This window comes from Mesorhizobium sp. M5C.F.Ca.IN.020.29.1.1, from assembly GCF_003997375.1.
Taxonomy (GTDB): Bacteria; Pseudomonadota; Alphaproteobacteria; order Rhizobiales; family Rhizobiaceae; genus Mesorhizobium; species Mesorhizobium wenxiniae.
The window spans coordinates 1-2,311 of record NZ_RZSW01000751.1 but is presented as its reverse complement, the minus strand read 5'-3'; the positions used below and the strand labels follow the sequence as shown (position 1 = coordinate 2,311).

Annotated in this window: 3 protein-coding genes; 1 reads left to right on the top strand and 2 read right to left on the bottom strand. The window is 63.3% G+C overall.

The window, feature by feature from the left end:
• Positions 1 to 516 (bottom strand): sodium:proton antiporter (locus EOA85_RS33075; RefSeq protein WP_206523434.1); only part of this gene is annotated, 516 nt, incomplete at its 3' end.
• 41 nt (positions 517 to 557) lie between these two features.
• Positions 558 to 1,157 carry a bifunctional nicotinamidase/pyrazinamidase gene (pncA, locus tag EOA85_RS33070; protein WP_127212513.1) on the bottom strand — a complete coding sequence of 200 codons (600 nt, stop codon included), beginning with the start codon at positions 1,155 to 1,157 and terminating at the stop codon, positions 558 to 560.
• 304 nt (positions 1,158 to 1,461) lie between these two features.
• On the opposite strand from pncA, the gene EOA85_RS33065 reads away from it, so the two are divergent.
• On the top strand, positions 1,462 to 2,311 hold an 850-nt coding region (locus tag EOA85_RS33065), incomplete at its 3' end, for a xanthine dehydrogenase family protein subunit M (RefSeq protein WP_164760052.1).

Below are 2,311 nucleotides of genomic sequence, written 5' to 3'. Positions count from 1 at the left end.
GACATGGGCATTGAACGCCCGGTTGTCATTGGCGCGCAGGATCGGCCGGATCAGGATCATCGAGGCGCCGGTCGTGCCGATGACTGAGGCGAGCATCGCCCCGATCAGCAGCAATCCGGCATTCACCAGCGGCGTGCCATGGATGTTGCCGGCGACGAGGATGCCGCCTGAAATGGTGAACAGCGCAAACAGAAGAATGATGAACGACATGTATTCGGTCAGCAGTGCGTGCAATACCGCCTCTGTTGCCGAAGGCATGCCGAACGCCACCGCCAGCGGCACGACCGCGAGCGCCGCCCAGAAGAAGGTGATCTTGCCGTAGTGATGCTCCCAGACACGGTGGAAGAGCAATGGTCCGGTGGCGATCGACAGAAGCAGGCCGGCAAAGGGCAGCGCCCACCACAGCGACATTGTTTGGCCCGGCAACTTGTGGGCCTCGGCTGCGAGCGCTATTCCCGGAAACAGGGTTGCGACTGCCACCACTGCGCCCGCCGTCAAAGCCGCCGCAAACCGCATAAAGCCCCCTCTGGAATTGTGTCGGATGCGATTGGTGACGTTCAAGCCAGCGTCACGCCGGCATCGCGCATCCGATTCAGCATCGTCTCGACGGACCCGTTGAGATTGATGCCGCGGCAGGCGTCGAGCCGCACTGTTGTGTGGAAGCCCTGCTTGACCGCATCGAGCGCCGAAAAGGCGACACAGAAATCGGTCGCGAGACCAACCAGGGTCAGCGTTTCGATGCCGCGCTCCCTAAGATGGCCGGCAAGACCGGTCGGCGTCGTATGGTCGTTCTCGAAGAAGGCCGAATAGCTGTCGATCGCCGGCCGGAAGCCCTTGCGGATGACCAGTTCGGCCTTGGTCCAGGCGAGGCCGGAGTGAAAGTCCGAGCCTAGGCTGCCCTGGATACAGTGGTCCGGCCACAGCGTCTGCTGGCCGTAAGGCATCTCGATCGTCTCGAACGGCTTCTTGCCGGGATGACTGGAGGCAAAGCTCGAATGGCCGGCGGGATGCCAGTCCTGCGTCAGCACGACATGTTCGGTCCGCCGGATCAGGTCGTTGACCAGCGGCACGATCTCGTCGCCGCCGGCAACCTCCAGCGCGCCGCCCGGGCAGAAATCGTTCTGCAGGTCGATGATGACAAGCGCTTCGTCGGCCATGGAGCCTCCCTCTTGTTTGTCCGGAGGCATGACCCGAACCGGAAGTCTGCCGAAACGTGGAATCCGGTGTTCGAAGCCAGGCTCCACCGAAAAATGCCGCTGACGCGACCGGATGAGAAACTCGACCAGATGGCCGGCTGCGTCAACCTCCTACGGTATAACAAAATGCGTGCCGCCGCGCCGAGGCGGAGAGCGGCCCCAAACTCTGGCTTTGACAAATCTTGCCGGGTTGATATCATTTGCATACGAATGAATTTGACCGGCCCGAGTGCCGGAAGGATTCCTATTTCTGGGAAGGCAAAGCGTGATCCGTTACGCGAAACCCACCACCGTCGACGAGGCTCTCGCTTTGCTTGGCGAGGCTTCGTGGCGCATCCTTGCCGGCGGCACCGATTTTTACCCGGCACAAGGGGCCAAGCCTTTCCGCGAGAATGTCCTCGACATCAACGGTCTGGCGGCGCTGCGTGGTATCGCCGAAACCGAGGACCATTGGGTCATCGGTGCGCGCACGACGTGGACTGATCTTGTCCGTCATCCGCTGCCGGCGGCTTTCGATGCGCTGAAGCAGGCGGCGCGTGAAGTCGGGTCCGTGCAGATCCAGAACGTCGCCTCCATCGCCGGCAATCTCTGCAATGCCTCCCCGGCCGCCGATGGCGTGCCGGCTCTGCTCATTCTCGACGCCGAGGTCGAACTGCGCTCGACGGCGATGGTCCGCCATCTGCCGCTGCAAAAGTTCATCCTGGGAAACCGCCGCACGGAACTGCAGCCGGGCGAAATGGTCACCGCCATCCGCGTGCCGAAAAACGCGGCCACCGGGGCGTCGGCTTTCGTAAAACTCGGCGCGCGTCGCTATCTCGTCATTTCCATAGCCATGGCGGCCGCCTGCCTGACGATTGAGGGCGGCATCGTCGGCAATGCTGCCGTCGCCGTCGGCTCCTGCTCCGTTGTCGCCAAGCGTCTCTTGGGCGTCGAAGCAGCCTTGCGGGGGCTCCCGGTCGACCACGCTCTCGCCACCGCGATCCAGTCCGCACCGATGGACGAGCTGTCGCCGATCGGCGATGTCCGCGGCAGCGCCGAATACCGGCTGGACGCCGCGCGTGAGATCGTCGTCCGCGCCGTACTAGATGCCGCGGGCCATATGCCTACGGCAAGGG